Source organism: Phaeacidiphilus oryzae TH49, assembly GCF_000744815.1.
In the GTDB taxonomy this organism is placed as follows: Bacteria; Actinomycetota; Actinomycetes; order Streptomycetales; family Streptomycetaceae; genus Phaeacidiphilus; species Phaeacidiphilus oryzae.
Window position 1 is genome coordinate 6,093,309 of record NZ_JQMQ01000005.1, and the last position, 24,642, is coordinate 6,117,950.

Genomic DNA, 24,642 nt, shown 5'->3' on the forward strand with positions numbered 1-24,642 from the left:
ATGGGGACGGCGCGCACATCGGGAGGGGGAGGTCTGCGATGACCGGGTCCGATCCGGCGGGTCCGCGGGACATCGGGCGGAGGCGCTGGCTGATGCTCGCCCTCGGCCTCGCCTCACAGGCCGCGGCCTGCGTGTTCATCTACGGAGTGCCGTATCTGGTACCGGAGTTGCGGGCGGCCGAGCGGCTCTCCCTGGCCCAGTCCGGCACGGTGGTCGCGGCCCCGACGGTCGGGCTGGTGGTCGCCCTGATCGCCTGGGGCGCGGCGGCCGACCGGTACGGCGAGCGGGTGGTGCTGACCGCCGGACTCGGGCTGGCGACGGCGGCGCTGCTGGCCGGCCTGGCGGTGCACGGGGCCGTCCTGCTGTGGGTGGTCTTCTTCCTGGCCGGCGCGGCCGGGGCGTGCGTCTCCGCGGCCAGCGGGCGGGTGGTGATGGGCTGGTTCTCGGCCCGGGAACGCGGGCTGGCGATGGGCATCCGGCAGACCGCCACCCCGCTGGGGATGGGCGTCGCCGCCGTCGCCGTACCGCCGCTGGCGGCCGGGCACGGGGTGCACGGGGCGCTGCTCTTCACCGCCGTGCTGACCGCGGCGGTGACGGTGGCCGTCGGGCTGTGGGTGGTCGACCCGCCGCGGGCGGCGGAGCGGGGGCGGGCGGCCGAGGCGCCCAGGCCCGCCTCCCCCTACCGGAGCACCCCGGCGCTGTGGCGGATCCACGGGTCCAGCGCGCTGCTGGTCTGGCCGCAGTTCACGGTCAGCGCCTTCGGGCTGGTCTACCTGGTCGACGTGGAGCACTGGGACGCGGCCGGCGCGGGCCGGCTGATGGCGGTCGGCCAACTGCTGGGCGCGCTGGGGCGGATCGCGGTGGGCAGGTGGTCCGACCGGGTCGGCAGCCGGCTGCGGCCGATCCGCCGGCTGGCCGTGGCCAACGCGGTGCTGATGGCCGGGCTCGCGGTGTCCGGGCTCGGGCCGTCCTGGCTGTCCATCGGGCTGCTGGTGGCCGCCTGCGGGCTGACCGCCGGGACCAACGGGCTGGCCTTCACCTCCACCGCCGAGCTGGCCGGTCCGGAGTGGGCGGGGCGGGCGCTCGGGGTCCAGAACACCGGCCAGAACCTGACCGCCTCGCTGACGCCGCCGCTGGCCGGCGAGCTGATCGGTGCCGCCGGGTATCCGCCGGCCTTCGCCCTGGCGGCGGTGTTCGCGGCGGCCGCCGCCTTCGTCACCCCGTCCGACCGCGGGCTGCGGCCCGGTTACGGCAGGGTGAGCTGCCAGGAGACGCCGAAGCGGTCGTTCACCCAGCCGAACCTGCGGCTGAAGCCGTAGGAGCCGATCGGCATCAGCGCCTGGCCGCCCTCGGAGAGGGCCGCGTACAGCCGGTCGATCTCGGCCTCGTCGGCGCACTCGACCCAGAGCGACATCGACGGGGTGAAGCCGAACTCGTGGTGGACGTGGCTGTCGATGGCCATGAACCGCTGGCCGGCGAGGGCGAAGACGGCATGCAGCACGCTGCCCTCGGGGCCGGGTCCCTCGGCGCCGTAGCGGGTGATGTCGATCATCTCGGCGTCCTCGAAGAGCGACAGGTAGAAGGTCATCGCCTCCTCCGCCCTGCCCTCGAACATCAGGAAGGTGGTGATCTTCTGCGCTGGTGCGGCGGCCATCCTGCGGGTGCTCCCTCGGTCCTCGTCCCTGGTGGAGTGCTCCGCCCGAGGTTAGACCGCCCGCGCCGCCGTCCGGGCGCCGACGCACTGCGGCCCCTGCCGTCGGGGGGATTGCCGGCAGGGGCCGCAGCTGGTGCGTGATCGGTGTCTGGTACCCGATTGCTCCTTCTGCCAGTGTGCGCCCTCGGGACGCATGTGCGCAGGGAAAGTCACGAAAAGGTCTCGACGCACTGCGGCGGAGGCTCACTCGGGCTGCGGTCCGCCGGGCGGGTGGCCGGTGTCGAGGAGGCGGTCGATCTCGTTCTGGTCCACGCCGGCCTGCAGCAGGCGGGCGGACAGGGCGCGGATCGTCCGCTCGTTGGTCTCCTGGCCGCGGTAGAGATGCTGGGCGGTCTCGAAGGTGTCGGCGGCCGCGACCTCCCGGCCTGCGGCGAGGACCTTGTCGACGAACGCCGCCGCGGCGGCCTGGTCCAGGTCCTCGGTGAGGGTCATCAGTTCGTTGGTGAAACGGACCTTGAGATGCGGGGTGGTCATCCTCCCAGAGGAGCGCATGACCGAGCCCCGCGCGACCCGAGCCGCGCCCGGTCGGCGGCGGGGCGCTCAGTCGCCGTTCGCCGGCGGGAGTTCGTCCATATGCTTCATGGCCTCCATGACCGCGTGGACGGTCAGCGAGGAGGCGGGGCCCACCGGGGAGAAGGTGTAGACGGTGCCGGAGGTGGCGAAGGCGAGGTCGATCTGGACGGTGTCGCCGGGCCGCGGGGTGCGCTTCAGATGGGTGAGGGCCAGGCGGGCCGCGGTGGCCCGGAGGGTGACCGTGGAGTGCGGCGGAATGGTCAGCCAGGGGCTGCCGCCGGTGCCCTGGACGGCGACCGCGGCGGCCCACGGGGTGGTGGCGTTGACCAGGCGGTCGGCCACACCGCCCTCGTTGCGGATGGTGACGTACGCGTAGGCCGGGGCGCCGGGGCGGGCCGGGGCGTCCAGATGGGCCTGGCTGAGCGAGATCACCGGGCGGGTGGCCGCGCTCGGCGGGGTCGCGACCGCCGAGGCGGAGGCGTCCGAGCCCGGCAGCCGTCCCCAGACGAGGAGGAGGACGGCGGCCAGGGCCAGCACCGGCGCCTGCCAGAGCAGGGCGCGCCGGGCCCGGCCCGCGCGGCGGCGGGCCGCCGCCCGCTCCAGCCGCTCGGCCTCCGCCTCCAGCTCGTCGAGGGAGAGGGCCGAGAGGTCGGTCCAGGCTGCCGAGTCGTCGGGGGACGGCCTGCGCATCAGCGGGTCACTCGCCCGAGCCGGACCAGTCGAAGTTCTTGAACGGCATCACCTTGCCGACGTTCAGCTGGATGTTCTCGTGCGAGGTGAGGGTGATGTCCGACGGGTTCCCGCTGATCTTCTTACCGTTCACATACGCCGTCACGGTGCCCTTGGCCGGCCCGACCTGGCTGCTGCTCAGCTGCTGGCCCCACACGCCGAAGAAGTCCCCGAGGGTGTACTTCTGCTCGTTCGGCGACTCGATGTGCAGCACGCCGGTCTCGTCGTGGGTGTGGAGGTAGTAGAACTTGGATCCGCCGCCCACGAAGTAGCTGCTGCCGTTGTTCTGGATCTGGTACGGCGGCACGATGCCCACGCCGTACGGCACCAGCCTCTGCTGGCCGTTGACGTAGATCTGCAGGTGGGCGTGGATGTGGTAGGCGGTCTGCTCCATGTTGTTGGAGCCGACCCGGCCGTCGATGGTCTGGCCGGTGGCCTCGTTCTGCGCGGTGGCCAGCAGCTGGCTGCTGACGTCGAAACTCTGCGCGCCCGGCTTCCCGCCGGTCGGCAGGCTGGTGATCTTCGTGCTGCCGCCCGAGGAGGCCGCCGAGCCGCCGCTGTTGCCGGCCAGCGAGACGCCGAGGACGGCGAGGCCGGCGACCACCACCACGGCGCCGCCGATCGAGGCGATCCGGATGTTCCGCTTGCGCTTCGCCTCGGCGGCGCGCTGGGCGGCTATCTTCTCCTGCGCACTGCGGCGGCGCTCCGCCTTGGTGGGCTTCTTCTGCTGCGACATGGGTCCTCGTGGGGGAGGGGCGAGTGGATACGCACGGCGACGGCGGTCAGATTAGCCGATTGATCCGTGAACGGATCCATTGATGCGTAAGTGAAACCAAGCCACGAGGGTGGTGACGGTGGGCGCGGCGCCGGAAAGACCGGGGCAGGTCAGTAGCCGGCGGCGATGGCGATGATCTCGGCGACGGTCTTGGGGTGCGAGAGGAAGGGCGAGTGGCTGGAGTCCGGCAGCTCGTGGACCTGGCCGGCGCGGACCGAGAGCTCGCGCTGCACCGGCGTCGGCGTCGCGTTGTCCCGGCCGGTCAGCACATACGTCGAGGGGATCGTCCGCCAGGCGACGGCGTTCGGGGACTGGCGGAGCACGGTGGCCGACATCGGCCGCAGATGGCGGACCGCCTCCGCGGCGGCGGCCGGGTCGAGGTCGGCGCAGAAGAGGGTGGCCGCCCGCTCGGGCTTCACCGTCACCGTGCCGTCCTCGCCGAACTCGAGGTCGGCGGGCGGATCGAGGATGTCCGGCCCCGGGTCGGGCACCGCGTAGCCGACCAGTGTCTCGCCCTCGTCGGCCATGTAGGCGCAGACGTAGACGAGGTGGCGGACGGCGGGGTGGCCGGCCGCGGCCTCGGTCGCGGGGATGCCGCCGTAGGAGTGGGCGACCAGCACGACGTCCCGGTAGGCGTCGAGGGTGCGGCGGATCTCGGCGGCGTCCGCGTGGAGGTCGCCCAGCGGGGCGCCGTCCGGACCGCTGCGGCAGCTGGGCAGGTCCACGGTGGTGGAGGGGATGCCGTCGCCGTCCAGCTCCTCGACCACGCGGTGCCAGGACCAGGGGCTGTGCCAGGCGCCGTGGACGAGCACCACGGTGCGGCCGGCGGGAACGCCATCGGCGGCGGCCATACGGATCTCCCTTCCGGGGCGGGGCCGTTGCGGGCCTTCGCGGGCGCGTACCCGCGGACGGGCGGACGTGCGGACGGGCGTGGACATGCTTTCACCGGACCGGCGCCCTGTCATCACTCAGGAGGAGCGGTGGGTCTCCCCGTGCGGGGCCGGGCAGTGGTCGCCGGCGCCGTCGCCCGCGCCGGGGGAGTCCTCCGGGCCGGGGGCGTCGTCCGGGGGGACCTCGCCGACGGTGAGGAGGCGCGGGGCGGCGTGGTCGACCTGAAGGGTCGTGTGGTCGATGTGCAGCTCGTCCCGAAGGGTGTGCTCCAGGCGCTGGCGCACCGCGTGGCAGTCCAGCCCGGGGGAGACCAGGACGTGGGCGGAGAGCGCGGGGAAGCCCGAGGTGATGGTCCAGATGTGCAGGTCGTGGACCTCGACCACGCCCGGCACGGCGGCCAGCGCGGAGCCCACCCGGGCCGGTTCCAGGCCCGCGGGCGCGCCCTCGAGGAAGATCTTCCATGACTCACCGACCAGGGCGTAGCCGGCCCGCAGCATCAGCGCGGCGACGATCAGGGAGGCGATCGCGTCGGCCCGGGCGAAGCCGGTCAGCATGACCACCAGACCGGAGGCGGCGGTGGCGATGAAGGCCCAGAGGTCGTTGAGGATGTGCTGGAAGGCGCCCTCGACGTTGAGGCTGGTGCGGTTGGCGCGGGAGAGCAGCCAGGCGGCGCCGATGTTGACCGCGATCCCGGCCAGCGAGGTGGCCAGCACGAGGCCGCCCTGCACGGCCGGCGGCTCGATCAGCCGGCGCACCGCCTCGATCACGAAGAGGACCACGAGCACCAGCAGGGTGATCCCGTTGATCTGCGCGGAGAGGATCTCCGCCCGCTTGAGGCCGTACGTCCAGCGGCCGCGCGCGGGGCGGGCGGCGAGCCGCATGGCGAGGAGGGCGAGGGCGATCGAGGCGGCGTCGGTGAGCATGTGGCCGGCGTCGGAGAGCAGCGCCAGCGAGTGGGCGGCGAGGCCGGCGGCGACCTCGGCCAGCATGTAGAGGACGATCAGGGAGAGGGCGCCGAGGAGGTAGCGCCGGTCGGCGTCGGCGGAGACGCCGTGCGCATGGCCGGCGTGCCCGGCGTGCCCGGCCTCGCCGTGCCCGGCGGGGCCGTCCTTGTGGTCGGGGTGTTCTCGGTGGGCCACCGCGGTCCCTCCCGTAGCTGCTGGGGGCACCACCCTAGCCGATACATGAACGGCCTTTCATACTTCGAAATGGTTGTCAGTTCCGGGGCTCAGCGGCGGCGCATCACGGCGGGCTCGTGCCGGCGCAGCAGACGGGACGTCAGCAGGGCGAAGCCCAGGCCCAGTACGAGGAGGACGGCGGCGTCCGCCGTCCACTGGCCCGCCGTGTGCGCCCAGAGCGGGTCGACGGACGACGGATGCGCGGGGTCGACCGGCGGCCCGATCCGCCGCAGGTCGATGGTGGCGGCCTGGGCGGCCACCGCCCACCGGGACGGCGAGAGCCAGGCCAGCTGGGCCAGCCCCACCTGGTTGAAGACCGGGAAGACCGTTCCGGTGAAGACCACCTGGCAGACCGTCACCAGCACCAGCAGCGGCATGGTCTTCTCCGCGGTCGCCACCACCGAGGAGATCACCAGGCCGATCAGCATCGAGACCACCGCCAGCACCACCACCGCGAGCACCAGCTCGGCCTCCGCCGGCTGGACGCGCAGCCCGTGGGCGGGCATCCGCCGCCCGAAGAGCCCGATCACCGCGAGGAGCAGGCCCTGAAGCGCCGTCACCACGCCCAGCACCAGCACCTTCGAGGTGAGATACGCCGAGCGGGAGAGCCCGGTGGCCCGCTCCCGCTCGTAGATCACCCGCTCCTTGACCAGCTCCCGGACGGCGTTCGCCGTCCCGGTCAGGCAGGCGCCGATGGCGAGGACCAGCAGCACCGAGACGGCGTCGGTGTTCCGGTTGGGCGCGCAGCCCGGCGCGACACCGGCCTGCGAGGCCGGCCCGAAGCCGGTGGCCGCCGGCACGGCCAGCGCCAGCAGGCCCATGATCAGCGGCAGGGCGACCAGCAGCCCGACGTAGCCGCGGTCAGCGGCGATCACCGCGCAGTACCGGCGGGTGAGGGTCGCGGTCTGGGCGGGCCAGCTCTGCGGTTTGGGCGGATGCGCGGCGACCCGCGCGGGCGCCGCTCCGGCGGACCGGCCGGGCCCGCCGGAGGCGCCGCCCGGCCCGCCGGACCGCGGCGGGGACGGGGTCTGCGCCTCGATGTCGGCGGCGAACATCTGGTAGTGGATCGAGCCGCGGTAGCGTTCGGCCCAGTCCAGGTCGGGGAAGGCGTCGAAGTCCTGGAAGACGTCCGCCCAGTCGGGCCGGCCGAAGAAGCGCAGGGCCTCCTCCGGCGGTCCGAAGTAGGCGGTCCGCCCGCCCGGGGCGAGCACCAGCACCCGGTCGCAGAGGTGGAGGTTGGCGACCGAGTGGGTGACCACCGCGACCGTCCGGCCCTCGTCGGCCAGGCCGCGGAGCATCGTCATCACCTGGCGGTCCAGCCCCGGGTCGAGACCCGAGGTGGGCTCGTCGAGGAAGATCAGGGACGGCTTGGTGAGCAGCTCCAGGGCGACCGACACCCGCTTGCGCTGGCCGCCGGAGAGTGCGGTGATCCGGTTGCCGGCCCGCTCGGTGAGGGCGAGGCCGGCGAGCACCTCGTCGACCCGGCGCTCCCGCTCGGCCTCGTCGGTGTCGCCGGGGAAGCGCAGCCGGGCGGCGAAGAGCAACGCCCGGCGGACCGTCAACGGGGCGTGGAGGATGTCGTCCTGGGGGACGAGCCCGATCCGCTGGCGGAGCTCGGCGTAGTCGGCGTACAGGTCGCGGCCGTCGTAGCGGACCTCGCCGGAGTCGGCGGGGCGGTAGCCGGTGAGGGCGCGGAGCAGGGTGGACTTCCCGGAGCCGGACGGGCCGACCACGGCGACCAGCGACTTCTCGGGCATGGCCAGGCTCACCCGGTCCAGCAGCACCTTCTGCCGCTCACCCTTGCCGACCCGGACGGTGAGGGCCCGGGCGGTGAAGGTGACCTCGCCGGTGTCGACGAACTCCTCCAGGCGGTCGCCGACCAGGCGGAAGGAGGAGTGGGCGATGCCGACCGTGTCGGCCGGGCCGATCGGGGTCCTGCGCTGGATCCGGGCGCCGTTGACGTAGGTGCCGTTGTGGCTGTCCAGGTCGGCGATCTCGTAGCCGCCCTCGGGGGTGCGGCGGAGCTCGGCGTGGTGGCGGGAGGCGATCAGGTCGGCGACCACCAGGTCGTTGTCCGGGGCGCGGCCGATCCGCAGCACGGGGGCGGCCTGGCCGAGGTCCAGGACCATGCTGGGGCCGCGGGCGCCGACCAGGTCGGGGGCCGGCAGGCCGGGCTCCGACGCGGCGTCGAGGTCGTGGTCCAGGTCGTGGTCGGGCCCGGGGGGTCCGACGGCGACGGTGGGCGGCGAACCGGCGCCCGCCGGGGCCTCGGCGCCCGCCGCGGCCCCGGTACGGAAGCGGAGGCGCGGGCCGTCGACGCCGGAGCCGAGCCGGACCACCGACCCTGGCGGCACGGGGACGCGGTGCACCGGGCGGCGGGCGACGAAGGTGCCGTTGGTGCTGGACAGATCGGTGAGGACCCAGGCGTCGGCGCCCGGGCCGCCGGCCGGATCGGGTTCGATCCGCGCGTGCTGCCAGGAGACGCGCGAGTCGCTGAGCACGATGTCGGACGCGGGGTCGCGGCCGACGGAGTGGGTGCGGCCGGGGACCAGTGTGTGCGGCCCCGCCTGGGTGTCGACGATCATCGACGAGCCTCCCCCTGCTGCCTGCTGCGCCTCGCCGGCCCCCGGGGGCGCTGCCCGGCGTGCCGGCCCTCGCCACAGGTTGACCGATGCCCGGGGCGCGGGGCAGCGGCCGGGGGAGGGTGTGTGGTGCGGCTACGTCAGAGGGGGGAGGGCGGGGCCGTCGGTCCGCCGGGGTGGGTGACCGGGTCCGGAACGGGGGCCCGCAGGTAACGCTGGATCACCGGTCCCGCCCAGCCGACGAGTTGGGCCCGGCTGAGGGCGACCATCGGGGGCATCCGGATCAGCAGCCTGGTCAGCGCGAGGCCCAGCAGCTGGGAGGCGATCAGGGTGGTGCGCGCCGGTGCCTCCGCCGGGTCCGCGACCAACTGCGAGATCCATGGGGTGAGTTGGCCGCTGACGATCCGCCGGGCCTGCTCCGCGACCTCCTCGTTGGTGGCCGCCGCGCGCAGCAGGGCGGCCAGCGCCTCGCCGCTCTCGCCCTCCCACAGGCCGAGGAAGTGCGCCGCGAGGACGTGGCCGGCGCTCTCCTCCTGGATCGCGGCCGGGTCGGGCAGGCGCAGGTCGAGGGCGACGGCGGCGCCGAAGAGGCCGGCCTTGCTGCCGTAGTACCGGATCACCATCGCCGGGTCGATCCCGGCGTCCGCGGCGATGGAGCGGATGGTGGCCCGCTCGTAGCCGTCGGCACCGAAGCGGACCCGGGCCGCGGCGAGGATCGCAGCCCGGGTGGCGTCCGAGCGGCGGGCGGTCCTGGCGGGCTTCCGGGGCTCGGCGGGCTCCCGGGACCCGGCGGGTTTCCCGGGTTCGGCGGGTTCCCGGGGCTCGGCGGGTTCCCGGGGCTCGGCGGGTTCCCGGGGCTCGGCGGACCTCCCGGGCTCGGTGGGCCGGTGCGCGGGGCGGGGGTCGGCGGGCGGCATGTCAACGATTGTAGGCCAACGGTCGTTGACTTGACCGCGAGCGGCGGACTACCGTGAAGTCAACACCCGTTGACCATCGCAGCGGACCACATCAGGGGGTCGCGTCATGAGCAGCACGGACACGCGGACAGTCATCGTCGGAGCCGGGCCCACCGGGCTGCTCCTCGCCGGGGACCTCGCCGAGGCGGGCGTGGAGGTCGTCCTGCTGGAGCGCCGCCCGGCCTCGGACGACAACCTCACCCGGGCCTTCGCGGTGCACGCCCGCACCATGGAGGAGCTGGACGCCCGCGGGCTCGCCGACGAGCTGATCGCCACCGGCCGCCAGGTGCGCGACCTCCAACTGCTGGGCGCCCTGCGGGTGTCGATGGAGAAGCTGCCGACCCGCTTCCCGTTCGTGCTGATCACCCCGCAGTACCAGGTGGAGCGGCTGCTCGAGCGGCGGGCGCTGGCGGCGGGGGCCCGGATCGTCCGCGGTGCCGAGGTGGTGACGCTCCGTCAGGACGCGGACGGGGTGACCCTGGAGACCGCGGGCGGGGGCGAGGGCGGCGGATCGGCGGAGACCTACCGCGCGGCGTACGTCGTCGGCACCGACGGGGTGCGGAGCACCGTACGGCGGCTGATCGGGATGCCGTTCCCCGGCGACACGGTCCTGAAGTCGGTGATCCTCGGCGACGTGCGGTTCGCGGACGCGCCGAAGGAGGTGCTCACCGTCAACGCCAACCGGCACGGGCTGGCCTTCACCGTGCCGTTCGGCGACGGCTACCACCGGGTGATCGCCTGGAACTCCGATCCGGCCCGGCAGGTCTCCGAGGACGAACCGGCCGACCCCGAGGAGCTCCGCCAGATCATGCGGTCGGTGCTCGGCACCGACTTCGGGATGGCCGACGCGCGCTGGACCGGCCGCTTCCACTCCGACGAGCGGCAGGCCCCGCAGTACCGGGCGGGCCGGGTCCTGCTGGCGGGCGACGCCGCCCACGTCCACTCCCCGGCGGGCGGGATGGGGATGAACACCGGGCTGCAGGACGCCGCCAACCTCGGCTGGAAGCTGGCGGCCGTGCTGAGCGGACGGGTCCGCGGGGAGGCGGCGGAGGAACTCCTCGACTCGTACCAGAAGGAGCGGTGGCCGGTCGGCAAGGCGGTGCTGCGCACCTCGGGAGCGATCGTCCGGCTGGCGCTCGGGGTGTCGCACGGCGGGGTGCTGGGCGCCGGCCGGCGGCTGGCGGTCGGCGGGCTGCTGCGCACCGTCGGCGGTGTGCTGCCGACCCGGCGCGGGGCGCTGCGGGTCAGCGGCGTGTCCTTCGCCTACGGCGGCTCCGCCGACCGCAAGTCCCTGGTCGGGCGGCGGATCCCGGACCTGCGGCTGAGCGGGGACCGGCCGCGCCTCTACGAGGCGCTGCGCGGCGGCCGCTTCGTCCTGGTGACGGCGGACCCGTCGATCGCGGCGGCGGCCGGGAAGCCCGGCGACCTCCTCCGCGTCACCGCCCCGGCGGGCAGCCTGCCCGCCGGCCTCCTGGTCCGCCCGGACGGCTACGCCGCCTGGTCGGGAACCACCCCGGCCGGCCTGCGGGAGGCACTGGCCCGCGCGGGGGCGGCTTCCTGAACCCGGCACGGCACGAGCGGAGTGCCCGCCCGGCGGTGGCCGGCGTGCCTCGCCCGGCGCGCCCGGCGCGCCCGTCCGGCCCGTCCCCGTCCGGCCCGTCCCCGTCCGGCGCGCCCCCCGTCCCGCCGGGCGGGGGGCGCCCGTCTCGCCCGGGGCGGCTCGTCAGCGGGCGGGCTCGTGGTTGATCCGGCTGGTGGGGAGGGGGGAGGCGGGCCGGCCCGGGGTCTGTTCCACGGGCCGGACCAGGGCGCGGCCGGTGCGCTCCTCGGCGTCCGCCGCCACCGCGCCGGCGCCTGCCACCTCTCCCGCCGCCGCCTCGCCGGTCTCGCCGGGGGCGGGGGTGCGGCCGATGTCCTGCCAGCCCCAGGCGCGGCAGGCGTCCAGCAGCGGGCGGTCCGCCTCGTCGACCACGATCGCCGCCATCGCACCCCGACGGGTGCCGGTGAGGAGTTGGTCGTGGAGGTGCTCGGCCACCCCGTGCCGCTGGAACCGGGGGTGCACCAGGAACTGCACGATGCCGAACACCTGCCCTGCCGCGGTGAGTTGCTCCACCTCCGGCGGCAGGCCGTCGTCCATCGGCGGCCACCAGGAGCCGTCCCGGCCCAGCGGATAGCCGTAGACGCAGCCGACCAGGCGGGCCGGCTGGCCCAGGTTCGCGGTCTCGGCGACCTGCATCGCGAAGCCCTCCCGGCGGACGTCCGCGGTCAGCCGGTCGATGAACTCCTCGCGGTGGGCGAACTCCTGCCCCGGGGTACGCGGGCAGCACTCCACGAAGAGGTCCGCCAGGGCGTCGCGGTGGTCGTCCGCCTGCCACCGGTCCAGCGGGCGGAACCGCACGTCCTCCACGTCGCTGCGGATCAGGTGATGGGGGCGTCCCAGCACCATGGCTCCTCCTTCGTCGTCGCGTCTGCTTGCCGCTCTCCGCTCGTCTGCCCCCGCCCGGCGCCCGCACTCCGCCGAGAGGGGCCGGAGAGGGGCCCGGAGGGGCCGGAGGCCGCGGCGGCAGGCTGCGCATAGGGTCGTGGGCATGGAGCAGGAGCAACCGCCGGTGCTGACCGTCGCCGGGCCCGGACGGCACGAGACCGAGGTGAAGCGCTCGCGCTTCATCTGCTCGCTGGCGCGGGTCGCCGACGAGGCCGCGGCCCAGGAGTTCATCGCCCGGGTGCGCAAGGAGTTCTGGGACGCCCGGCACAACTGCACCGCCTTCGTGGTGGGCGAGGCGCCGCCGAGGGAGCGGTCCAACGACGACGGCGAGCCGGCCGGGACGGCGGGCGCGCCGATGCTGGAGGTGCTGCGCCGGCGCGGCCTCACCGACACGGTCGCGGTGGTCACCCGCTACTTCGGCGGGGTGCTGCTCGGCGCCGGCGGCCTGGTGCGGGCGTACGGCGGGGCGGTCTCCGAGGCGCTGGACGCGGTGGGGGTGGTCGAGCGGCGGCCGGTCGCGCTCCTCGCGGTGGAGGTCGACCACACCAGGGCGGGGCGGCTGGAGAACGAGCTGCGGGCGGTCGGCCGGGAGGTCCGGGACGTCTCCTACGGGGCGTCCGGGGCGCGCTTCGAGGTCGGCGTCCCGGAGCCGGAGACGGCCGCCTTCGAAGCCTGGCTGGCCGAGGCCACCGGCGGCGCCGCGGCCGCCGAGCGGATCGGCACGGTACGGGTGGACGTGCCGCTGGGGACGCCCCGGCGGGGCTAGTCCGGCTGCGCCCCGGCCATCCGAATAGCGGGACGCGTTGTGACTATCCAACAAAACTCGGTGGATGAATCGATCGGAGCGGTTGTCCTGAAGCGGGCGATCCCGCTGGCAGAGTGGGCCTGGCAGTGAAAGCTGCGGCAGTACGGCTGATTCGAAGGGGACGAGCCATCGTGGAGAGCACACAGCGCCAGATCGGTCGGGGCATCCAGGACTGCGATGTCGTCGTCACCGGGGTGGGCGCCACCACCCCCCTCGGTGCCGACGCGCCGTCGACCTGGCAGGGGCTGCTGACCGGCGAGTCCGGGGTGGTCGCGCTGGAGGAGGACTGGGCCGAGCAGCTGCCCGTGCGGATCGCCGCCCGGCTGCGCCAGGAGCCCACCGAGGTGCTGGAGCGGGTGGAGGCCCGGCGCCTCGACCGCAGCGAGCAGATCGCCCTGATCTCGGCCCGCGAGGCCTGGCAGGACGCGGGGCGGCCGGAGGTCGCGCCCGAGCGGCTGGCGGTGGTCATCGGCACCGGGACCGGCGGCGTCACCTCGCTGCTCGGCCAGGACGACGTGCTGGAGGAGCGCGGTCCGCGCCGGGTCTCCCCGCACACAGTCACCATGATGATGGCCAACGGCCCGGCCGCCTGGGTCTCCATCGACCTCGGCGCGAAGGGCGGGGCGCGGACCACGGTGAGCGCCTGCTCCTCGGGGGCCGAGGCGCTGGCGCTGGCCCACGACCTGATCCGGCTGGGGCGGGCGGACGTCGTCGTCGCCGGCGGCACCGAGGCGTCCGTGCAGCCGCTGCCGATCGCGGCGTTCGCGCAGCTCACCGCGCTCTCCAAGCGGAACGACGACCCGGCGGGCGCGTCCCGGCCGTTCGACGCCGGGCGGGACGGCTTCGTGCTGGGCGAGGGCGCGGTGGCCCTGGTGCTGGAGCGCGGCGACAGGGCGCGGGAGCGCGGCGCGCGGGCGTACGCGGAGCTGGCCGGCTCGGGGATCACCTCCAACGCCGTCCACATCACCGCTTCCGACGTGGACGGGCAGGCCCGGGCGATGCGGATGGCGATGGAGGACGGGGGGCTGCGGCCGGAGGACATCGGGCTGGTGCACGCCCACGCGACGGCGACTCCGCAGGGCGACGTGGAGGAGGCGGACGCCATCGCGGAGGCGGTCGGGCTGCATCCCGCGGTGAGTGCGATCAAGTCCAACACCGGCCATCTGCTGGGCGCCTCCGGCGCGTTGACGGCGCTGGCGACGGTGTACGGGCTGCGGGACGGGGTGGCGCCGGCGATCCTGAACCTGCGCGAGGTCGATCCGGCGGTGAAGCTGGATCTGGTCACCGGCGCGGCTCGGGAGCGGGGCTTCGGCGCGGCACTGGCCAACTCCTTCGGCTTCGGCGGCCACAACGTGTCGCTGGCGTTCCGCCGGGTGGACTGACCGGGTCGTGGCGGGCCGGTCGCGCGGTTTCCCGTGCCCCTTGTCGCGTTGCTCGCATTGCTCGTTGGGCACGCCCGGGCGCCCGGCGGGTGGCTGCAGGAGTATTGACCCCCTGTCGGCGGCGGAATCAGACTCGAAGCGCTGGACGTGATCATCCCGGACGCACCATGGCGCGCGCAGGGGAGTCGAGAGCCGATGAGCACTGTGGAGACCGTTCGAGGCCCGGTCGACACCGCCGAGTTGGGGCCGACGCTGATGCATGAGCACGTCTTCGTGCTCTCCACCGAGCATGTGCAGAACTACGGCGCCGGCGACTGGTGGGACGAGGAGGAGCGCGTCGCGGACGCCGTACGGCAGCTGAAGGCCGTGCGGGACAGGGGGATCCGCACCCTCGTGGACCCCACGGTGTGGGGGCTCGGCCGCTACATCCCGCGGGTGCGGCGCGTCGCCGAGCAGGTGGACGGGCTGAACGTCATCGCCGCCACCGGGCTCTACAGCTTCCACGAACTCCCGCACCAGTACGCCAACCGCGGCCCCGGGCTGCTGATCGACAGCGACGTCGACCCGATGGCCGAGGACTTCGTCCGGGACCTCACCCGGGGGATCGGCGACACCGGCGTCCGCGCCGCCTTCCTCAAGTGCGTGGTGGAGGCGGACGGCCTGGTCCCGGGGGTGGAGCGGATCGCCCGCGCGGTGGCCCACGCCCACCGGGAGACCGGAGCGCCGATCACCGTCCACACCAACGCCCGCCGCGAGACGGGCCGGCTGGCCGCGGACTTCTTCGCCAAGGAGGGCGTCGACCTGACCAAGGTGGTGATCGGCCACGCGGGGGACAGCAACGACCTGGGGTACCTCACCGAACTCGCCGACCGGGGCGTGCTGCTGGGCATGGACCGGTTCGGCCTGGACGGCTACAACGGCACCGAGGACCGGATCAGTACCATCCTCGCCCTCGCCGAGCGGGGCTACGCCGACCGCATGGTGCTGTCGCACGACGCCGCCTGCTTCATCGACTACTTCGGCCGGCCGGAGGAGCGCGCGGAGGCGCTCCAGCGGTTCGCGCCCAACTGGCACTTCAACCACATCAGCGACGACGTGCTGCCGGCGCTGCGCGAGCGCGGGCTCGGCGAGGACGCCATCCGGACGATGATGGTGGACAACCCCCGGCGGTACTTCGGCGGTGAGGGCGCATGAGCGGCGGCGCGGGCGGAGCGGGCGGAGCGGGGAGTACGTCGATCTTCGACACCAGCGGCGTGCGACGGGGTGACGACGAGGTGCTGCACTACAGCGGACTGCCGGAGAGCCTGGTCGCGATGCTGGCCGCGCAGGTGGCGGAACGGCCGGATCAGGAGGCGGTGGTCGAACTGCCCGACCCGGACCCCGAAGTGGGCGGTGAGCGGGTGGCGCTGACCTACCGTCAGCTCTGGGACCGGGCGCAGCGGGTCGCCGGCGGGCTGCGGGCGGAGGGGATCCGGCGCGGCGACCGGGTGGCGATCCGGCTGGGCAACGGCATCCCGTGGGTGCTGGCCTTCTGGGGCGTGCAGCTCGCCGGCGCGCTCGCGGTCCCGGTGAACATGCGCTTCAGCGAGGACGAGGCGCGCTACGTGGTGGAGGACAGCGGGGCGGCGTACGTCGTGGCGGAGGGCGCGAGGGGCGCGGAAGGCGCCGGGGGCGTCGCGCTGCCGGACGGGCCGCCGTACCGGGAGGAGGGGCTGGGCCCCGCCGATCCGGCGGCGATCTTCTACACCAGCGGCACCACCGGCTTTCCCAAGGGCGCGGTGACCACCCACGAGAACTTCCTCTCCAACTGCGAGACCTGCCGCCGGGTGATGGACTACGGCGGCGGAGCCGGGGAGAGCCGGCAGCCGGGGCTGCGGACGCTGGTCTCCGTGCCGCTGTTCCATGTCACCGGCTGCAACAGCCAGTTGCTCTTTCTCGCGCACATCGGCGGCACCACCGTGATCATGCCGCGGTTCGAGGTGAAGGCGTTTCTCCGGGCGATCGAGGAGGAACGGATCAATCTGGTCACCTCCGTTCCGGCGATCTACTGGCTGGCGCTGAACCGGCCGGAGTTCGCGCGGACGGACGTCTCCTCGGTCACGAAGATCAGTTACGGCGGGGCGCCGATCGCGCCGGAACTCGTGGGACGGATACGGAAGGCCTTTCCGGCCGCCCGGGTGGGCAACGGATTCGGATTGACCGAGACCTCCAGTGTCGCCACCTTCCTCCCCCATGAATTCGCCGACCACGCCGACTCGGTGGGCTTCGCGGCGCCGGTGTGCGAGCTGCGGGTGGTGGACGCGGGGCCGGACGGGGTGGGGGAGTTGCTGGTACGCGGACCCAATGTGGTGGCCGGCTACTGGAACAAGCCGGAGGCCACGGAGGCGGCGTTCCTGCCGGGCGGCTGGCTGCGTACGGGGGACCTGGCGCGGGTGGACGAGCGGGGACTGGTGCGGATCGTGGACCGGGCGAAGGACATGATCAACCGGGGTGGCGAGAACGTCTACTGCGTGGAGGTGGAGAACGCGCTGGCCGGTGCGCCGGGGGTGCAGGAGGCGGCGGTCGTGGGGGTGCCGGACGAGGTGATGGGGGAGAAGGTCGGCGCGGTGCTGGTTCCCCTGCCGGGGGCGGAAGTTGACGTCCCGGCGGTGCTGGCGCATCTGCGCGGGCTGATCGCGGACTTCAAGCTGCCGGAGTATGTGGCGATTCGGGAGGAACCGCTGCCGCGGAATCCGGGCGGCAAGATCCTTAAGCGACCGTTGCGCGAATCCGGGGAGCTGGACTGGGTCTCGACGGGTAAGTAGGCCCGCTATTCCGCGAGCCGCGCAAGCGGAAATGGACGGCTGTGCGAGTGTCTCCCGCGGTCGCATGGGTGTGCGGGTTATCCTTGCTGTCTCGCGAGCCGACCGATCAGCGGGAGCTGGGTCCGGCTCGCGGCAATTCAGCACGGTTTCTCAACGGGGGGCTTCATGACGGCGCAGCCGCAGTACAACGACCCACTGACCCGCCAACTCGCAGGATTGCTACGCGAGTTGCAGTCCCAGGTGGCCGACGCCCCGCAGTCCCCCCCGCCACCACCGACAACCGACACACCGCCCCCTCCCCACCCGGAGCAATCCCCCAACTCCCACTTGATCGCCGCAGCGTAGCCGCACGCTCCAGAGGCGCGGGAAACTGCGCGGCCGCCCACGGCGATGCCGCACGCGGCGACGAACCCTCGGCTTGCACCCGCGTCGCCGCCGCAGCGGCGCCGCCGCGCGCTCAAGGGGCGCGGGGAACTGCGCGGCCAACCCACGACGATGCCGCACTCGGCGACGAACCCTCGGGTCGCACCCGCTTAGCCGCCGCAGCGGCGCAGCCGCGCCTGAGGGGCGCGGGGAACTGCGCGGCCAACCCACCACGGCGCCGCACTCGGCGACGAACCCTCGGGTTGCACCCGCTTAGCCGCCGCAGCGGCGCAGCCGCGCTCAAGGGGCGCGGGGAACTGCGCGGTCAGCTCACCACGGCGCCGCACTCGGCAACCGCCCTTGCGTTGCACCCGCTTCGCCGCCGCAGCCGCGCCCGCGCCCCCCGCCCCCGCGAGCCGCTAGCTCCCCGGAGTGAAGACGTACGGAGTGGTCGTAGTGATCGGCTGGAAGCCCAAGCGGGTGAGGATAGGGGCGCTGTCGGCCGAGGCGTCCACCTGCAGGTAGCGGGTGGGGCAGCGGCGCGCCCGGTGAGCGACCAGCGCGCGGTAGATGCCGCGCCCGCGCCACGCGGCCAGCGTCGAGCCGCCCCAGAGCCCGGCGAAGTCCGTCTTCGGCTTCACGGCCAGCCACGCCGCGGACACCGTCCGCCCCGTCGCGTCGTCCTCCGCGGCGAGGACGGTGAAGAGGTCGGGCCCCGCGGTCAGGCGGCCGTAGAGGTCGTCGGCCATCCAGGACATGTCCATGCCCCAGACCTCGCTCTCCATCGCCGCGACCCGCTCCGTCCCCTCCCGGTCGGTGACCTGACGGATCGTCACCCCCGCCGGCTCCGGCACGTCCCGCGCCGCCTGCTCGGCCGTCTCGGCGACCAGCACCGTCTCCGGCTCCTCCGGCACGAAGCCCGCCGCGCGCAGCCGCTCCGGCAGGTCGGCCGGCTGGTCGTGGCCGCGGATCTTCCACTCGGCGCTCTCGCCGCGCTCGGTGAAGTACGCGCACTGCCGGGCGATCAGCGCGTCCAGCTCCGCGCCCCGCACCCCGCCGAGGTCGGCCGGCGCGGTGAGGAAGCCGCGGAAGAGCCCGGTGACCCGCAGCAGCGGCCCGTCCCGCTCCTCGCGGACGCCGGCCGGCAGCGGATCGGGACCGCCGCGCAGCTGGGCGTCGTAGGCGGCGAGGAGTTCGGAGGTGGTCGTCATGGCTGTGAGCCTAAGCAGCGGCGCAAGCGGTTTTCCCCCGCGCCGGCGCGCCGGGTGCGCGGACACCCGCAGGACACCTGGGCGTCGGATCGGCGACACCTGTGCGCCATCTGTCGCATCGTCAGCTTCCGTACCACCATGTGCTCATGACACAGATGACCCGGAAGACCAGGAGGAGGTACGCCTGGGCCGGCGCCCTCGGCACCGCCGCCCTCCTGGCGTCCGCGCTCGGCGCGACGGCCGGCAGCGCGCCGGCCAGCGCGGAGGCGCCCGCGGCGCAGCCCGCGTTCCATCCGCCGAGGATCAAGCACGTCTGGCTGATCATCCTGGAGAACAAGTCGTACGAGGCCGCCTTCACCGGTCTCAACCAGAACAGCTATCTGTGGAAGACCCTCCCGCGCTACGGCGAGCTGCTGCGCCAGTACTACGGCACCGGCCACTACAGCGAGGACAACTACCTCTCCCTGATAGCGGGCCAGGCGCCGACCCCGGACACCCAGCAGGACTGCCCGACATACGTGGACACCAAGCCGGGCACCCCCGCCGAGGACGGCCAGGTCAACGCGAGCTCCGGCTGCGTCTACCCGTCCTACGTCAAGACGCTCTACAACCAGCTGGACGCCAAGCGCCTCAGCTGGAAGGAGTACGAGCAGGACATGGGCAAGGACGCCGGCCGGGAGGACCCGTACCACTGCGGGATCCCCGGCGACCCCTCCGGCTCCGGCGTCCCCGACCCCGGTTCGGCGACCGCCACCGACCAGTACGTCCCCAAGCACAACCCGGCGGCCTGGTTCCACGCCGTCACCGACAACCCGCGGGACTGCGCCGACGTGGCCCCGCTGGACGGCCTCCCGGCGACCGCCGGCCACCCGGCGGTCAGCGGCCTCGCGCAGGACCTGAGGAGCGAGGCGACCACGCCCGCCTTCTCCTGGATCACCCCGGACAACTGCTCGGACGCCCACGACGCGACCTGCAAGGGCGACAACCTCTCCGGCGACCCGAACGACCACCAGGGCGGCCTCTACGCCGCCGACCTGTTCCTGCAGAAGGTCGTCCCGGAGATCATGGCCTCGCCCGCGTTCCAGGACGACGGGATGATCGACATCACCTTCGACGAGGCGTTCCCGCCGTACAAGCTCTACGGCAACTCGATCGCGGACTACACCGGCAACTCCGACCCGGCGCTGAACGTGCCGACGGACACCTCGCAGTCGATCGTCGCCTGCTGCAACGAGCTCCCCGGGCCGAACACCCCGCAACCCGGCGACCAGGCCTTCGGCCAGGACACCACCCCCGGCGGCGGGATCACCGGATCGCTGCTGATCTCCCGCTTCATCAAGCCCGGCACCATCAGCGACCAGCCGTACAACCACTACTCCTGGCTGCGCTCGATGGAGGACCTGTACGGGATCACCAGCGGCGGCACGGACGGACGGGGGCACCTCGGCTACGCCGGGATGGACGGGCTGCGCCCGTTCGGGCCGGACGTCTACAACAACCCGGGCGGCCGTGCGATGCCGCCGGCGGCGATGGGCAGCCGAGGCGTGTACCGCGCGGTCCAGACCCTGCCGCAGGACCAACCGGCCGTCGTACGGCCGGCGTTCACCGGGCCGCAGGCGGCGACCGAGAGCCTGCGGAAGGGCTCGGCGCGGTGAGCCGAGGCCCGATACCCGCCCGCGCCCGGCCGCAGCCGAGGGCCCGGGCGGGGGCCCGGTCGCGAGTCCGGCCGCGGGCCCGCTCGCGGCCCCGCGCGCTGGCCGCCGCCGGGCTGGCCGCGCTGGCCGGGCTGGCGCTCCTCGCCACCGGATGCTCCGCCAGCGCCCCCGGCCCGGCGGGGGCACCCCGCTCCCCGGCCGGTGCCGCGGGGGCCGCGGGTGCCGCCCGTACCGAGCGCGAGCTGGGCCGGGTGCCGATCCCGACCGCGCCGGCCACCCCGCTCCAGCCCACCGCCTCGCCGGGCCGCGCCCAACTGGTGGCGATGGGCGTCCGGGTGCACGTCGTACTGGGCGCGCTGGGCGGCACCATCACCGCGCTGGGGCCCGAGTTCGCCGCCGGGAGCAGCATGGACCGCCGGGCCGGCCGGGTCACCGTGCGCACCACCGGGCCCGGACTCCGGGTCTGCGCGGGGGAGTTCGCCTTCCACGACGAGCTCGGCAGGAGGGTGCCGGTGCACACCGTCGGCCCGTCCTGCGGTGCCGCCGTCACCCTCGCCGGAACCTTCGACTCCGGTCACACCACCCTCACCTGGACCAGGGCCCGACTCACCGTGGTCACCTGGGACTTCGAGGTGGAGTTGGACTGAAGGAGGGGATCGGCGGCAGGCCGCGCGTTGCCCGCCGGTGATTTGTTCGTTTCCAAATGGATTCGAGGGTTCCGCGCTCTTGTGCGGAGGTCCAACCTGCAGCATGCTGCCTGCGCATGACCATCCGCGAAGACGCCGGCGCACTGGCGCCGGAACTGGTCCAGCTCCGCCATGAGCTGCACCGACATCCGGAAGTCGGGCTCGAACTACCGCGCACCCAGGACCGGGTGCTGGCCGCGCTGGACGGCCTGCCGCTGGACATCACCACCGGGCAGGGGCTGAGCTCGGTCACCGCCGTCCTCCGGGGCGGCGCCCGGAACGCGGGCGCGGGGGCCCCGGTGGCCGAGCCGCTCGCCGTGCTGCTGCGCGGCGACATGGACGCGCTGCCGGTCACCGAGGCCACCGGCGCCGCGTACGCCTCCGGCACCGGAGACACGATGCACGCCTGCGGCCACGACCTCCACACCGCCATGCTGGTCGGCGCCGCCCGGCTGCTCTCCGCCCGGCGGGAGAGCCTGCCGGGCGACGTGGTCCTCATGTTCCAGCCGGGCGAGGAGGGTTGGGACGGCGCCGGGCGCATGATCGACGAGGGGGTGCTGGACGCCGCCGGTCCGCGGGTCGCGGCCGGCTACGGGCTGCATGTCACCGCGGCGGGGCTGCCCCGCGGGGTGGTCGGCTGCCGTCCCGGGCCGATCCTCTCCGCCTCGGACGCGCTGACCGTCACGGTGCGCGGCAGCGGCGGCCACGGCTCGAAGCCGCACCGGGCCAAGGATCCGGTGCCGGTCGCCGCCGAGATGGTCACCGCGCTGCAGACGCTGGTGACCCGGCAGCACGACATCTTCGACCCGGTGGTCCTCAGCGTGGGGGTGCTGCGGGCCGGCACCCGGCGCAACATCATCCCGGACACCGCCGTGCTGGAGTGCACCGTCCGCAGCTACTCGGCGGCGGCCCGGGCACGGATGAAGGACGGCGCGGTCGCGCTGCTGCGCGGGATCGCCTCCGCCCACGGGGTGGAGGCCGACATCGACTACCACGCCGAGTACCCGGTCACCGTCAACGACGGCGCACAGGCCGCGTTCCTCGCCGACACCGCGCGCGAGGTACTGGGCGAGGAGCGGTATGTCGACCTGCCGCACCCGGTGTCCGCCTCCGAGGACTTCTCCCGGGTGCTGGCGGCGGTGCCCGGCAGTTTCGCCATGCTCGGCGCCGTCCCCGAGGGCGCCGACCCGGAGCGGACGGCCGACAACCACTCGCCGTACGCCGTCTTCGACGACGCGGTGCTGGCGGACGGCGCCGCACTGCTGGCCGAACTCGCCGTCCGCAGACTGGGGCTGACGGCCGATCAGAGAGAGACCGAGGAGGTGTGCGCAGATGGCTGAGCGGAGCAGGGGCCGGGACGCCCTTCTGCTGCTGCCGGCGATACCGGCGGTGGCACTGCTGGCGACCCCGTGGCTGCCGTTCGTCGATACGGCGAAGCTGTGGCTGGGGTTGCCGTCGATGATGGTGTGGCCGTCGATCTGGGTGTTCCTGATCGTCCCGGCGCTGGCCGCGGTCGAGTGGGGGCGCACCCGGCATCTGGACGCCGAGCGCGCCGAGCCGGACGCCGGCCGGGGCGGCCGGAGCGGGCCTGGCGGCCTGGGCGGCCCGGCCGGACCGAACGGAGCCGAGGAGGCCGGCGCATGAGCACAGTCCTGACGGTGACGCTGGTCGGCATGGTGGTGATCGCCGCCATCGGCTTCCTGGGCCGGCGCAAGCCGGACGGGGACCTCTCCGGCTGGGCGACGGGCGGGCGCAGGTTCGGCTCGCTGACGATGTGGTTCCTCCAGGCCGGGGAGACCTTCACCACCTTCACCTTCCTCGGCATGGCAGGCCTCGCCTTCACCAACGGCGTCGCCGCGACCTACGCCATCCCCTACATCCCGCTGGGCACCATCGCCCTCTACTTCATCGGCCCGCGGGTCTGGCGGCTCGGCCGCCGGCACCGGTACGTGACCCAGGGCGACTACTTCGAGCAGCGCTACGACTCCAAGGGGCTCAGCACCCTGGTGGCCGTGGTCGGCGTGGTCTTCATGCTGCCGTACCTCCAGCTGCAGATCACCGGGCTGGGCGAGATCGTCCTGCTGGTCACCCACAACGGGACCTCCGGCACCTGGGGGATGGTGATCGGCACCGTCCTCACCGCCGCCTTCGTCCTCTGGGCCGGCATCCGCGGGGCCGCCACCACCTCGTACTTCAAGGACGCGATCATGCTGGTCGCGGTGGTCGTGGTGGCCGTCGCCCTGCCGCTGCACTTCACCGGCGGCATCGGCCACGCCTTCCACGAGATCGCCGCCCGCCACCCGGAGATGCTCAGCCTCCAGGCCGGCGACCACGACCGGGCCTGGTGGTTCAGCAGCATGCTGTCCAGCACCATCGGCGCCGGCTTCCTCTGCTTCCCGTTCGTCTGGCCGGGGCTGCTGAGCGCGGGCGACGAGCGTGGGCTGCGCCGCAACTGGGTCTTCGGCCCGCTCTACCAGATCGCCCTGATCATGCCGCTGGTCGTCGGCTTCGTCGCGATCCTGGTGCTGGCCAAGGGCACGGACGGGAACGCGGCGCTGCTCACCCTCACCGGGAAGGCGCTGCCGCAGTGGCTGGTCGGCGTGATCGCGGTGGGCGGCTCGGCGGCGGCGATGGTGCCGGCCGCGGTGATGTCCCTCGGGATGTCGACCGCGGTGGCGCGGAACATCGTCCGGATCCGGCGGCCGCGGGCGCAGATGCTGGTGAACCATGTCACGGTGCTGGTGGTGCTCGGGCTCGCGCTGGTGCTCCAGCTGGTGCGGCCGGGCGCGCTGGCCAATCTGCTGCTCCTCACCTACAGCGGGATCGTCCAGGTCGCGCCCGGCCTGGTCGCCGGACTGCGGGAGCGGCCGCTGCTGCACAAGGCCTCGGTGATCGCCGGGATCGTGGCCGGCGTGGCCGTGGTGGTCTGGCTCACCTTCTGGAAGGTGGACGTGGGCAACGTCAACGCCGGGATCGTCGGCCTGGGCGCCAACCTGGTGGTGGCCGCGGCCGTCCAGCTGCTGGTGCGGCGGCGGCCGGTGCCGGCCGAGACGGCCGGCGAGAAGACCGGCGCCGAGCGGTCGGCGGTGCCGGCGAACTGACGGGCGGAGGCCCGCCCTGCGGCGCTGGGGCGCGGCGGGACAGGCCGCGACAGGCCGGGGCGGGACGCCGGGCGGGGGCCGGGTCCCGCCCCGGCCTCGTCGGAGTGCTCAGCTATGCTGAAGACATGTCCGCTGCGGAGACCCCCACCAGCCCCCTGTCCCGCCGCCGGCCCCCGGCCCCCGAGGCGCCCGCCCGGCGGGTCGACCCGGACGCCGCCGAGCTGCGGAACAGCGTGATGCGGCTGGCCCGCCGGCTGCGCGGGGAGCGGGAGCGGGGCGAGCTGAGCCTCGGCATGCTCTCCGTGCTCGGCCGCCTGGAGCGCGACGGCGCCGTCACCACCAGCGAGCTGGCCGGCTTCGAACGGGTCACCCCGCAGTCGATGACCAGGACGGTCGGCCGGCTGGTCGACCTCGGCCTGGTCGAGCGCAGCCCGGACCCGGCCGACGGCCGGCAGACGCTGCTGCACATCACCCGGCGCGGACGCGAGTTGATCCTCCAGGACCGCGAGCGCCGGGACGCCTGGCTGGCCCGGACGATGGCCGCGAACCTCACCGACGTCGAGCGCGACCTGCTGCTGCTGGCCGGCCGCCTGCTGGACCGGCTGGCCGAGGCGCCGGACCCGGCGGCCCGTGCCGCGGCCGCGGCCCCGGCCGCGGGAACGGCCGAGGACCCAGCCGCGGACGGATGAGCCCGTAGGCCCGCAGAACACCGAGCTAGACCCCGAAGAGCGCCGAGCGCGCTTCCCCAGGACGGAACGATCGTGACCCCCCGCCGTGACACACCGCCGGCCGCCGCCGGTGCCGACCTCCTC

22 protein-coding genes are annotated in these 24,642 nt (G+C 74.2%); 12 read left to right on the top strand and 10 right to left on the bottom strand.

Annotated elements, in window-relative coordinates; genetic code table 11:
* The first annotated feature begins 38 nt into the window (after nucleotides 1–38).
* The gene (locus tag BS73_RS30795) at nucleotides 39–1,319 is read left to right on the top strand and encodes an MFS transporter (protein ID WP_063837099.1); all 1,281 of its coding nucleotides are present in this window, start codon (nucleotides 39–41) and stop codon (nucleotides 1,317–1,319) included.
* Here the strand turns inward: BS73_RS30795 and BS73_RS30800 are convergent.
* From BS73_RS30800 to BS73_RS30835, 8 genes are all read right to left on the bottom strand, one after another.
* Nucleotides 1,247–1,654, bottom strand: coding sequence for a VOC family protein (locus BS73_RS30800; protein ID WP_037577685.1), 408 nt, complete (start codon nucleotides 1,652–1,654; stop codon nucleotides 1,247–1,249). The genes BS73_RS30795 and BS73_RS30800 overlap by 73 nt on opposite strands.
* Before the next feature lie 243 nt (nucleotides 1,655–1,897).
* Nucleotides 1,898–2,188 carry a hypothetical protein gene (locus tag BS73_RS30805; protein WP_037577686.1) on the bottom strand — a complete coding sequence of 97 codons (291 nt, stop codon included), beginning with the start codon at nucleotides 2,186–2,188 and terminating at the stop codon, nucleotides 1,898–1,900.
* A 66-nt stretch (nucleotides 2,189–2,254) separates the two neighbouring features.
* Complete coding sequence (locus BS73_RS30810; RefSeq protein ID WP_037577687.1) at nucleotides 2,255–2,917, bottom strand: copper chaperone PCu(A)C; 663 nt, start codon at nucleotides 2,915–2,917, stop codon at nucleotides 2,255–2,257.
* A gap of 7 nt (nucleotides 2,918–2,924) precedes the next feature.
* Entirely contained in the window at nucleotides 2,925–3,692 is a 768-nt protein-coding gene (locus BS73_RS35290) for a hypothetical protein (RefSeq protein WP_051941178.1), read from the bottom strand.
* Between the two features lie 149 nt (nucleotides 3,693–3,841).
* A complete protein-coding gene (locus BS73_RS30820) occupies nucleotides 3,842–4,582 on the bottom strand; it encodes an alpha/beta fold hydrolase (RefSeq protein ID WP_051941179.1) in 741 nt (246 codons plus the stop codon).
* A gap of 117 nt (nucleotides 4,583–4,699) precedes the next feature.
* Nucleotides 4,700–5,761: a cation diffusion facilitator family transporter gene (locus BS73_RS30825; RefSeq protein ID WP_084704484.1), complete on the bottom strand. Its 1,062-nt coding sequence runs from the start codon at nucleotides 5,759–5,761 to the stop codon at nucleotides 4,700–4,702.
* 89 nt (nucleotides 5,762–5,850) lie between these two features.
* Nucleotides 5,851–8,385 carry an FHA domain-containing protein gene (locus BS73_RS30830; RefSeq protein ID WP_037577688.1) on the bottom strand — a complete coding sequence of 845 codons (2,535 nt, stop codon included), beginning with the start codon at nucleotides 8,383–8,385 and terminating at the stop codon, nucleotides 5,851–5,853.
* A 137-nt stretch (nucleotides 8,386–8,522) separates the two neighbouring features.
* A complete protein-coding gene (locus BS73_RS30835; protein ID WP_084704485.1) occupies nucleotides 8,523–9,299 on the bottom strand; it encodes a TetR/AcrR family transcriptional regulator in 777 nt (258 codons plus the stop codon).
* 106 nt (nucleotides 9,300–9,405) lie between these two features.
* Here BS73_RS30835 and BS73_RS30840 point away from each other — a divergent pair, with 106 nt between their 5' ends.
* Nucleotides 9,406–10,899: an FAD-dependent monooxygenase gene (locus BS73_RS30840; RefSeq protein WP_037577689.1), complete on the top strand. Its 1,494-nt coding sequence runs from the start codon at nucleotides 9,406–9,408 to the stop codon at nucleotides 10,897–10,899.
* A 162-nt stretch (nucleotides 10,900–11,061) separates the two neighbouring features.
* Here BS73_RS30840 and BS73_RS35295 read toward each other — a convergent pair whose 3' ends face one another.
* Nucleotides 11,062–11,784, bottom strand: a complete 723-nt coding sequence (locus tag BS73_RS35295; protein WP_051941180.1) for a hypothetical protein — start codon at nucleotides 11,782–11,784, stop codon at nucleotides 11,062–11,064.
* A 142-nt stretch (nucleotides 11,785–11,926) separates the two neighbouring features.
* On the opposite strand from BS73_RS35295, the gene BS73_RS30850 reads away from it, so the two are divergent.
* The 4 genes from BS73_RS30850 to BS73_RS30865 all read left to right on the top strand — a co-directional run bounded on the left by BS73_RS30850 (nucleotide 11,927) and on the right by BS73_RS30865 (nucleotide 16,814).
* Nucleotides 11,927–12,589, top strand: coding sequence for a YigZ family protein (locus tag BS73_RS30850; RefSeq protein WP_200886741.1), 663 nt, complete (start codon nucleotides 11,927–11,929; stop codon nucleotides 12,587–12,589).
* Nucleotides 12,590–12,759: 170 nt separating this feature from the next.
* Complete coding sequence (locus BS73_RS30855) at nucleotides 12,760–14,010, top strand: beta-ketoacyl-[acyl-carrier-protein] synthase family protein (protein ID WP_235215589.1); 1,251 nt, start codon at nucleotides 12,760–12,762, stop codon at nucleotides 14,008–14,010.
* 195 nt (nucleotides 14,011–14,205) lie between these two features.
* On the top strand, nucleotides 14,206–15,204 hold the full coding sequence (locus tag BS73_RS30860; RefSeq protein ID WP_037577690.1) for a phosphotriesterase family protein: 999 nt from the start codon (nucleotides 14,206–14,208) through the stop codon (nucleotides 15,202–15,204).
* Entirely contained in the window at nucleotides 15,201–16,814 is a 1,614-nt protein-coding gene (locus BS73_RS30865) for a class I adenylate-forming enzyme family protein (RefSeq protein ID WP_051941181.1), read from the top strand. Before BS73_RS30860 ends, BS73_RS30865 begins: the two co-directional genes overlap by 4 nt.
* Before the next feature lie 782 nt (nucleotides 16,815–17,596).
* On the opposite strand, the gene BS73_RS30870 is transcribed toward BS73_RS30865, so the two are convergent.
* Nucleotides 17,597–18,388: a GNAT family N-acetyltransferase gene (locus BS73_RS30870; protein WP_037577691.1), complete on the bottom strand. Its 792-nt coding sequence runs from the start codon at nucleotides 18,386–18,388 to the stop codon at nucleotides 17,597–17,599.
* Nucleotides 18,389–18,534: 146 nt separating this feature from the next.
* Between BS73_RS30870 and BS73_RS30875 the strand changes: the two genes are divergently transcribed.
* The 6 genes from BS73_RS30875 (at nucleotide 18,535) to BS73_RS30900 (ending at nucleotide 24,519) form a co-directional block, all read left to right on the top strand.
* Nucleotides 18,535–20,043, top strand: coding sequence for an alkaline phosphatase family protein (locus BS73_RS30875; RefSeq protein WP_152617781.1), 1,509 nt, complete (start codon nucleotides 18,535–18,537; stop codon nucleotides 20,041–20,043).
* Nucleotides 20,040–20,690 (top strand): hypothetical protein, encoded by a 651-nt coding sequence (locus BS73_RS30880; RefSeq protein WP_037577692.1) that lies wholly within the window; start codon nucleotides 20,040–20,042, stop codon nucleotides 20,688–20,690. Before BS73_RS30875 ends, BS73_RS30880 begins: the two co-directional genes overlap by 4 nt.
* 116 nt (nucleotides 20,691–20,806) lie before the next feature.
* Entirely contained in the window at nucleotides 20,807–22,069 is a 1,263-nt protein-coding gene (locus BS73_RS30885; RefSeq protein ID WP_037577693.1) for a M20 metallopeptidase family protein, read from the top strand.
* Nucleotides 22,062–22,373: a hypothetical protein gene (locus tag BS73_RS38995; protein ID WP_063837100.1), complete on the top strand. Its 312-nt coding sequence runs from the start codon at nucleotides 22,062–22,064 to the stop codon at nucleotides 22,371–22,373. The genes BS73_RS30885 and BS73_RS38995 overlap by 8 nt, the downstream gene beginning before the upstream one ends.
* On the top strand, nucleotides 22,370–23,830 hold the full coding sequence (locus tag BS73_RS30895) for a sodium:solute symporter family protein (RefSeq protein ID WP_037577694.1): 1,461 nt from the start codon (nucleotides 22,370–22,372) through the stop codon (nucleotides 23,828–23,830). Before BS73_RS38995 ends, BS73_RS30895 begins: the two co-directional genes overlap by 4 nt.
* Nucleotides 23,831–23,955: 125 nt before the next feature.
* Complete coding sequence (locus BS73_RS30900) at nucleotides 23,956–24,519, top strand: MarR family transcriptional regulator (protein WP_152617782.1); 564 nt, start codon at nucleotides 23,956–23,958, stop codon at nucleotides 24,517–24,519.
* Nucleotides 24,520–24,642 lie beyond the last annotated feature (123 nt).